Origin of the sequence: Vibrio sp. R-1, from assembly GCF_035615595.1 — a bacterium.
GTDB lineage: Bacteria > Pseudomonadota > Gammaproteobacteria > Enterobacterales > Vibrionaceae > Vibrio > Vibrio cholerae.
On record NZ_WPDC01000107.1, the window covers coordinates 1 to 9897 of the forward strand.

Sequence of the window (9897 nt, forward strand, 5' to 3'; positions counted from 1 at the left end):
CCCGAATCAGCTGACCTTCTTCCAGTTTACTGATATCGACCTGTACCGGTGCGCCAGCCGCTTTAGCCTTAGCACTGGGATTCCAGGATTTGATGAAGGGGACTGCCGCAAAAACCGCACCGACACCACCGACAACGCCCGTGGCCACGGTAAGAAAACGCCGGCGACTGCTGTTTACAGGCGCATTGTTCATCCCTCTATCTCCCATCGCTCCCGCTTGGATCACCAACTGTGATGCTTCCGGAATTGTCATGAAATAGCGAATAATGTCACGATGAGTCAGGGTAACTGGCCCACCTTGGGCAATCTGCTTTTCAAACAATGGTACGACTGAGCCTGAGGAGCCCAGCACATTACCAAATCGCACCATACAAAAGCGGGTTTTGCTTTGCCGTGCAGACAACGCCTGCAATACCAACTCAGCCAGGCGCTTGGTTGTCCCCATAGTGTTGGTCGGCCGCACCGCTTTATCGGTGGAAATCAACACAAAGGTTTCAACGCCACTATCGATCGCCGACTCAGCGCAGTACAAGGTACCAAACACATTATTACGCACCCCTTCCACCACATTATGCTCAACCAGAGGCACATGTTTATAAGCAGCCGCATGATAAACCGTTTGAATACCAAAGGACTTCATCACCATCTGTAAGCGATTCTGACGCTGCACCGAGCCCAACAGAGGGATCACTGAGACATCCAAACCTTCTTTATCACACAGCGTCGATAGCTCTTTCTCAATGGCATACAGGGCATATTCAGACAGTTCAAATAGAACCAATTTGGCTGGCTTATATCGAACAATTTGACGACAAAGCTCAGAGCCGATCGATCCTCCCGCCCCAGTGACCATAACTGCTTTGCCTGTAATGTTCTCCGCCATCAATTTGGCATCAGGAGCAACTGGATCACGGCCTAGCAAGTCATCAATCGATACTTTTTTGAGATTACTGATTTGTGCTCGACCTTCGACTAAATCGACCATGCCCGGAATAGAGAGAACTTCACACGGTAAATGCTCTAAACGAGTAATCACTTTCTGCCTTTGTGACTTACTGACGCTCGGCATCGCCAAAAGAATTTTCTTTATACCATAGCGATCTACTAGGTAACTCAGTTTATCCGAGGGATAAACTGTTACACCATGAATGACAGCCTTATGCAAGCGAGGATTATCATCCACAAATGCCACAGGAAAATATTCTTTTGCCTGCATTAATGCTGGCAATAATTGTCGGCCAGATTCACCAGCGCCATAAATCAAAACAGGCGCACTACCCTTAACTCCATAGTTAAGTATCATTCTAAAAAGCAATCTAGAGCCTGATGTCAGTAAAAGTAAAACCAAAAAATAAATTCCGACAACAGTGCGCGGCAACATTATGGATAGCGAATATGATATAACGACAAGAGATAACGTTGAGGCCAGAATACCAACTGATATTAGCAACATTATCTTTGCACTAACATACCGTAAGACTGCCCGATAAAGCCCAATCCTGATAAATATAAACACGGTAAATATGGTAAGAATAGCTGCAGCAAACCACATCGGTGCACTAAGAAAAGCCGTTTGCTCATCAAGCCTCAACCAATAAGACAACCAAAATGAGAATATCACCATAACTACATCAATGCAGATGATGATACCTCTCTTAACAATTCTTGGCAGCTCCAATATTCTATCAATCATCCTACACTACCTTATTATCGCGACAAAATCTTAATAATAGTTTTCCAAATTATCACACAATCATACTTTACTGAATTGTTAGCAACATAATCCAAATAATATCTTTGCTTGATTGGAAGAATTATATCTATATAAGCCCTACGTGGGTCATCATAACTAGACAAAATCTCATTTTCATCTACCATTTCTATAGATGCTAAATCAGTTATCCCTGGTCTAACCGATAAAACTTTTTCCCTTATATCATCAGGATACTCATCAATAAACTCCCTCACTTCCGGTCTTGGGCCAACCAAACTCATTGTTCCAGAAAGAACATCTATCAATTGAGGCAGCTCATCGATTTTGTACTTCCGTAAATACCATCCAACTCTGGTTACCCTAGCATCTTGACCAACTGTTATTCGTCCTTTTTTTTCTGAATCGATAAACATCGTTCTAAATTTATGTATTCTAAAATCTTTCCCAAATCTCCCAACTCTATGCTGCCTAAAAAAAACACTCCCTTTAGAATCAGCAACAATTAACATTGACACAATGATAAAAACAGGAAATAGAAAAAGCAGGCCTAAGCCTGCCACGATAACATCAAAAACACGCTTCATTTAATATAAAATACCATTACATAAATAATTGTCTAATCGATTCGATAACGAACAACTGATCTTGATCCGTCATTTTAGTATAAAGAGGAATAGATATTTCATTTAAATAACACTCCTCAGAAACTGGAAAGTCACTGGCGTTCAAATTATATGTATCACGCCAAACCGGTTGCTTATGCAACGGTATAAAATGGACAGAACAACCAATTCCAAGATCTGATAACTTCTTAATAAAATCATCGCGATTAATAGCCGAATCAGTTTTTAAGCGGATAGGATATAGATGCCAAGCATGAATATCACTAGCATTAGTAGGCCATTCAGGCAATTCAAGTGGCAATTCTTTTAACGCATCATCGTAAATTTTTGCCATTCGTTGACGTTTTTTCTGAAAATCATCGATCTTTCTAAGTTGATGAATACCGATTGCCGCACAGATATCAGGCATATTGTATTTAAACCCTGGAGCTACAACCTCATAAAACCAAGAAGGAGTTTTAGACTGGTACCGGTCAAAAGCGTCACGACTGATTCCATGTAAACGCATTACCTTACAACGCTCAATTATATCTTTATTTTTTGAAACAACCATTCCGCCTTCACCGGTTGTCATAGTTTTATTGGCGTAGAAGCTAAAAACCGTAGCATCTGAATCAAGCGTTCCTATCTTACTTCCTTTATATGTTGTAGGAAATGCATGAGCGGCATCCTCGACAACCTTTAGGTCATATTTTTTAGCAATTGATAAGATTGAATCCATGTCACAAGCTAATCCAGCGAAGTGTACTGGAATAATCGCCTTTGTTTTATTAGTAATAGCCTTCTCAATGGCATCAACTGATATATTAAATGTTTTACGATCTACATCAACAATTACAGGATCAGCACCAAGGTACCTGACAATTTCGGCAGTAGCAGTGAATGTATATGATGGGACAATAACTTGGTCTCCAGGTTTTACGCCAACAGCTTCAAGAGCCAAATGTAAGCCCGACGTAGCAGAGTTAACAGCTAATGATTGAACGTTCGCTCCTAGGTAATTAGAAAATTCTTGTTCAAATTGCTTAGCCTTAGGACCTGTCGTAATCCAACCTGAACGTAAAGAGTCAATTACCTCTGCAATTTCTTCTTCGCCAATTTCAGGTAACGCAAAAGGAATAAAATTTTTCATTTAAAATACCTTTTCAAAAAAGATAATAACGATCCACATCCATAAGAAATATGATAAGACAAAAATATAAAAGGAAGAAATACTTTACCTATAAAACTTCGCCCATCTCGAATTGAAAACAAAATAGAAATAAGAAAATAAGAAAATAAGAAAGATAAATATATATAATCACCAGTAGCAAAGAAAAGAGAAAAAGATACAATTAAATACAAAACAAAAAAAAGTGGCACGATATGTCTAAAATAATATGCTCCAGACATAACAACCCAAAAACCATCAAGAAAACCTTTCTTTATGAAATCTTTAAAATTATCTCTAACATAATACTCAACAAATAAACTATTATCTGTATATAATGACAAATTATTGCTTAAAACTCTCTTATGAAAATCAATATCTTGATTTCTATCTAATACTTCATTAAAAAGTCCAACATCAAAAAACACATCTTTATTATATAAAGCAAAGACAGCCGTATCTGTTTTTTTTAGTCGATTATTTTTGTCTACGCACCTAAATGGAGAATTACCAACACCAAATTTCGATGCATAAAAATCCGCTACAATTGAACCAAACTTAGTTTTATAAGAATTAGTTAATACACCTCCAACACCAACAACGCTATCATCAAACTGCATAATATTAAAATAATCATCTAATAATTTAGATATATAGTTATTTGGAATATCACTATGTGCATCAACTCTACACACAAACTTACCATTAGCTTCTAGCACCCCAATATTCCAACCCGTAGCAAGAGTTCTTTTTTTATTATTGATAATTTTATGCTTAATGTTACTATGTTTAGAAAAAACATCCTGAACAATAGATATTGTATTATCAGATGAATCCCCATCTACAATAATCAATTCAAATTTATCTAATCCAACATCTTGATTAATAAATGCCAAAAGAGATTTTTCAATATACTTCTCTGCATTAAAGCAAACTATAATTAAAGATACTAGAACATCACTCACAAATACCACTCCTCATAAAATATAGTTTTCTTTTCCCTGAGTGAACTGAATCAACAAACAAAAATCTATTATCAACCGAGATCCTTGGATGTAAGTCACATCGAGAATAAGAAAAAAAACTCATTGACTCATAAAACAATCCAAGCTCGCGATAATCATTTTTGACAAGGTCATAAACAAACAACTTTTTAATTCTATTTTTATCTGGGTAAGTATCAGATATAATATATCTATTATGAACTATAGTAGGATGTCCATCAGAATATTTTCTTGCATCAAAAAACAATTTCTCTGTATTACAGGATTCAATTGACAATCTATAATAATTAAGCGAATCTATTTCTGCACCAAAAAAACCTATAATTTCATCATTCCCATTCCAACAACAATGACTAATAATCGATTCATTTATTAGGACTCGAACATTATCATTTATTAAATTCCAATGTATTAACCTTTCACGCTTTCCTTTAGGTGTATAGTATCGATGTATGAACATAACGGAACGTCCATCGGGAGCAAACATAAAATGATTGACCACATGTTCAACATCAATATTACATTTAAAATTAGTTCTCTTTAGCATTTCGTCTAAGGATAAAAATAATTCTATTCCGCCCGTGTTCAAATTAATGATTGAAATATCTGTAGAAAATGATTTCTTATTATAATAACCATAATCGCTATCATATTTAGCCAGCCATGAGAAATCTAACGTCACAGCCTTGTAATTATTCACATCATAAATCGGATAGTTTATTTTTTTTATAACCTTCATCAAAGACAAAGAATAGACAACACTAATGTATCCATTATTTTCATAGTCATTAAAAATTATATTGTCATCATCAATCCACATTAATCGGCTTCCCTGCTGCCAATTAAATGCTCGCGTATCATATAGCTTATAAACTTTGTTATTAAGAAGGTCTTTTACGCAAATAGATATATACTTAACTTTCTTTGGGTGTCGTTTAGTGCTAAACGCACTAGAGTGGAACAATACATACCGCCCATTAGAGCTCATTGGACTATGGTCATAATAGCCAAAAAATGATTCTTCAGAATCATCAATTGAAATCTCGTATATTTTTGATTGAATAACCGTCTTATTTTTATTCAAAATAATTCCGAATAATGATGCGATATATAAATAAAAGAACTTAATAACATCCCTTACCTTAGGATACTTACTCAAGGCTAAGGAAATTTTTCTTTCAACATATTCTAACAACATATTCTCATCCTAGAATTACGTATAAAAACCACCGATAAAAAAATAGAAATATAAATATATATCGCTGGCGTCAATATATACTCATTAAAAAAGACATAGAAAGCCAAAGCAAAAACGCACCCTTTACCAATATACCCTCCGCATTTAAAAATTGGAGACAGCATTATATAAAATACAGAAATAAGCAAAATAAAACCAATAATCCCTAACTGAGCCGAATAAGATAAATAAAAATTATGCGCCAACCCAAAGTTGGTACTTCCTAAAAACTTTTTATCTATAGCCTTTACATAATTTGCAACACCTAATCCAGTGCCAATTAAATAATTTTCTTTTAAAACATCAACCCCAATAAATACTAACTCAACTCGACGATAATCATTCTGACTTTTTGTAAGAGTGTTACCACCAGAGAATATAACCTGTGACGAAGACAGCATTCGTTCAAGACGAGTGCCTATATCAGTAAAAGAAATACCTAAAGTTAGAAGAGGAACAAAAAACAATGATATTAATAACTTTTCCTTCTTTGTTAACTGAAGAAAAACAAAAAACAACGATATAGCAAATGATATTATTCCTGCTCGGCTATCTAGAAAAAGAAAGAACAGAGAGTACAATACAGATGAGACATACCAAGACTTTCGACCACGATAAAAGTATGAATATACACAATAAAAGCACACTACTATAATTGCGGTGGCATTTCTATTTAAATAAACTATAAAATTACTATCTTCAGAATAACCAATAAATAATTTTACAACTCCACAGATAATACCAAAACACATTACAACATTTATATTTCTAACCGAATGAGTTAAATAAAGCTCATCTTTACCAATGCAAAATGATACCAAAAGAACCAAAGCTATAAAATTAGAAAAAAACGATAATAAAATTACGACACCTGAGATATCCGCTGATAACAACAACATCTGAATGCTGATATAAATCAGGAATATGATGCCTAAAAATAATAATTTCTTTGTCCACAGAGAAACGTGAAACCTCAACGTTATTATAGATGTTAAAGCAACAAAGAAATAAAATATTAGATCTGAAATATAGCCAATAGGAACTCCAAAAAAACGCTCTAAATCAGAGTTCATTTGTCCATAAAAAAAAACCGGAAGGATATTAAATAACAAAAGTACAGGATATAGGTATATTAACATACTTAACCTTTATTAGACTTCCAATCGAGTCTAAACATATTAATGGAACGATATAAAACAACAACAGATTAATATAACAACCGCTACTGACCATTAATAATAAAATAAAAGAAAATTGGGACAAAGATCATCATTAGTGAATACTTATCATGAAGAATTTTCCCACAATCTTTTTTCACAGAAATAATATAAAATATTCCAATCACTAATGTTGCAATGGCACTTCCAAAAACCGCCCCACTCCATCCATACCGAGGTATAAAATAAAAGAAAACCGCTATTGAAATGACCACACCAATACAATACGATTTAACTCGCTCGCTTTGATTTCCACTACACACAAGATAAAGTTCATTTATTAGCCAAAAATTATATTTAATAAGAGCCATAAACATTATCAAAAATGTTGCAGAAGATATTACCTTATACTCATCACCAAACAATATCCCTACGAAATAGATGCCAAAAAAATAATAGCATAAACATAGTAATAAGACTAACAGTGATATATATCGTTGTAATTTCCTTATATTACCCCATTCAGAATTTTTCAGATAATAAGAAAATGAAGGCAATAAAACAGTATAAATAACATTAAACACTATCATTAGACCGGTATTAACCCTAGTTACCACCTGATATATAGCAACACTATTATAAGAGAAATATTCTTTTAATATAAAAAGGTCAATACTAGATAAAACAACATTTAGTAACACCAGAATAGCGAACGGAGTTGCATCCAAAAAATCTTTATAAACTAAAAGACTTGGTCTTTTTATATGAAAACATGGCACATTGCATTTATGTGATGAGAAAACCAAAAGCGAAATTGAGTATATGAATATTGATATCGCACTATAATATAGAGGTTCGATAAACAGAGATAAAAATAAATTACACCCAATATATATAATTGTTGAGTAGATATTTATATATAATTCACATCTAAACCGACCAACAGCCTGTAGCAAGCTAAATCTACCACTTGAAATACAAACAAAATATGCAGATGAAATATAAACAAGCAGAGTTAATGAAATTGAATCAGAAACATAAGAATAAAACATGAAGATTATAAAAATGAAGAAAAAAACATATGTTTTAACTCCATCACTTCTGGATAATAATTCTGATGCAGAATAACTATTATCAGAAATATCTTTCACTAATTTTGTTCTAAATCCATAATCAGAGAAGTTAAGCACAAACCAATAAACAGTAAACACATAGCTAATAATACCAAATGTAGTAATATCTGACACATGTGCGAAATAAACAAAAACTCCTATTTGAAATATTGCTTTAAGTAAAAATGTACCACCTGCATCAATCATTTTTCTAAACATACACTGACCATTTAGAATAAACACATGGATTTTCACCCCTGCATTAATAACAGAGGTGAAATAGATTATTTATTCATGTTAATATAATTTAGCCTTTTAAAAATCTCACATACCACGGCATTGAAAGTCGTAATCCCTCTCTGATTTTTATATTTGGTCTATACTTTAGTAAATCTATAGCCTTAGTAACATCAGCCTGAGAATGCCTAACATCTCCAGATCTAAACTCTCTATACTTAATGCTCAATTTATCGATATGGTGAATTAAATTAAGCTCATCATAAATGTAACCAGATAATTCATTTAACGTTGTTCTATCACCAACTGCAACATTATATATATTATCTTTAGCACTGTCCTTCGCTAATGCAGATAATATATTCATTTGTATAACATTATCTATATAACAAAAATCACGACTCGTTTCACCATCGCCATTAATATATACGTCATCACCTTTAAGCATTGCTGCTGTCCATTTTGGAATTACTGCAGCATAAGCTCCATTAGGATCTTGACGACGACCAAATACATTAAAATAACGTAATCCAATAGTTTTAAAACCATATGTTCGAGCATATACCTGAGCATAAATCTCGTTAACATATTTAGTAACTGCATAAGGAGAAAGTGGATTACCAATGTTTTCCTCTACTTTTGGTAGTGCGGGATGATCTCCATAAGTTGAGCTTGATGCAGCATAAGTAAAACTTTGTACTTGTGCATTTTTAGCCGCATGTAAGATATTCAAAAATCCAGTAATATTAGTTGCATTGGTTGTTATAGGATCAACAATTGAACGAGGTACAGAACCTAGCGCAGCCTGATGTAAGACATGATCAACACCTTTCATAACTTGCTCACAGGTAGTGAGATCTCGAATATCACCTTCTATAAAGCAAAATCGACTCCACTGTTCAGTGGAAACTAATGTTTTAACTTCATCAAGATTATATTGATGTCCCGTGGAAAAGTTATCTAACCCAATAACAACCTGGTTTAATTTAAGTAACTTTTCTAAAAGATTTGATCCTATAAAGCCAGCGACACCAGTAATTAACCAAGTTTTCGGTGAAAAAATTAACTGCTGTGTAATCTCTTCATAGCGAGACATATAAATATCCATGTATATTAATCAAGTGCTAAACCTAGCATAAAATGCTGAGGTGTATCATATCAAAGAGGATTTGATTTTTTTAATCACTCTTACAAGCGCATATCGATACTTTTTTTATCAAGCACATATTTTAAATCGAACAAAACGTGCTCGTCTTTACCTAATGCACGAATAGCGCTCTCTCCCATCTCGCGAAACTCATTGTGTGCAACAGCGATAATTATTGCATCATAATGATTAACTTTAGGATCTTCACATAAAGTTAATCCATATTCATGTTGTGCCTCATCGGTAGAACACCATGGATCTATAATATCTATATTGATATTGTATTCTTTTAACTCTGAAATAATATCAATCACTTTAGTGTTTCGTAGATCTGGGCAATTCTCTTTAAATGTAAGCCCCATCACTAACACATTCGCCCCTTCAACTTGAATCCGTTGTTTCAACATTTTTTTGACTAACTGGGAAACGACATACTGCCCCATACTATCATTTAAACGACGTCCGGCTAAAATCATCTCTGGATGATAGCCGACACTTTGCGCTTTATGTGTAAGA

General features: G+C 34.0%; 9 protein-coding genes. All 9 read right to left on the reverse strand.

From position 1 onward, the window contains the following. Window positions 1-1693, reverse strand: a 1693-nt coding sequence (locus GOU96_RS15675) for a polysaccharide biosynthesis protein (RefSeq protein WP_324702008.1), incomplete at its 3' end; no start/stop codon positions are given. A 14-nt stretch (window positions 1694-1707) separates the two neighbouring features. Beyond that, complete coding sequence (locus GOU96_RS15680; protein WP_152135419.1) at window positions 1708-2298, reverse strand: sugar transferase; 591 nt, start codon at window positions 2296-2298, stop codon at window positions 1708-1710. Window positions 2299-2314: 16 nt separating this feature from the next. After that, complete coding sequence (locus GOU96_RS15685) at window positions 2315-3469, reverse strand: DegT/DnrJ/EryC1/StrS family aminotransferase (RefSeq protein ID WP_115148927.1); 1155 nt, start codon at window positions 3467-3469, stop codon at window positions 2315-2317. Further along, on the reverse strand, window positions 3466-4452 hold the full coding sequence (locus tag GOU96_RS15690) for a glycosyltransferase family 2 protein (RefSeq protein WP_115148926.1): 987 nt from the start codon (window positions 4450-4452) through the stop codon (window positions 3466-3468). The genes GOU96_RS15685 and GOU96_RS15690 overlap by 4 nt, the downstream gene beginning before the upstream one ends. Further along, complete coding sequence (wbgV, locus tag GOU96_RS15695) at window positions 4445-5689, reverse strand: UDP-GalNAcA C5 epimerase WbgV (RefSeq protein ID WP_000923778.1); 1245 nt, start codon at window positions 5687-5689, stop codon at window positions 4445-4447. Before wbgV ends, GOU96_RS15690 begins: the two co-directional genes overlap by 8 nt. Further along, window positions 5680-6801 carry an O-antigen ligase family protein gene (locus tag GOU96_RS15700; protein ID WP_230405396.1) on the reverse strand — a complete coding sequence of 374 codons (1122 nt, stop codon included), beginning with the start codon at window positions 6799-6801 and terminating at the stop codon, window positions 5680-5682. Before GOU96_RS15700 ends, wbgV begins: the two co-directional genes overlap by 10 nt. Before the next feature lie 149 nt (window positions 6802-6950). Beyond that, the gene (locus tag GOU96_RS15705) at window positions 6951-8216 is read right to left on the reverse strand and encodes a lipopolysaccharide biosynthesis protein (protein ID WP_230405395.1); all 1266 of its coding nucleotides are present in this window, start codon (window positions 8214-8216) and stop codon (window positions 6951-6953) included. 88 nt (window positions 8217-8304) lie between these two features. Next, window positions 8305-9330: an NAD-dependent epimerase/dehydratase family protein gene (locus GOU96_RS15710; protein WP_000092504.1), complete on the reverse strand. Its 1026-nt coding sequence runs from the start codon at window positions 9328-9330 to the stop codon at window positions 8305-8307. Window positions 9331-9422: 92 nt separating this feature from the next. Beyond that, window positions 9423-9897: UDP binding domain-containing protein (locus tag GOU96_RS15715; RefSeq protein ID WP_324702009.1), on the reverse strand; the 475-nt coding region annotated here is incomplete at its 5' end.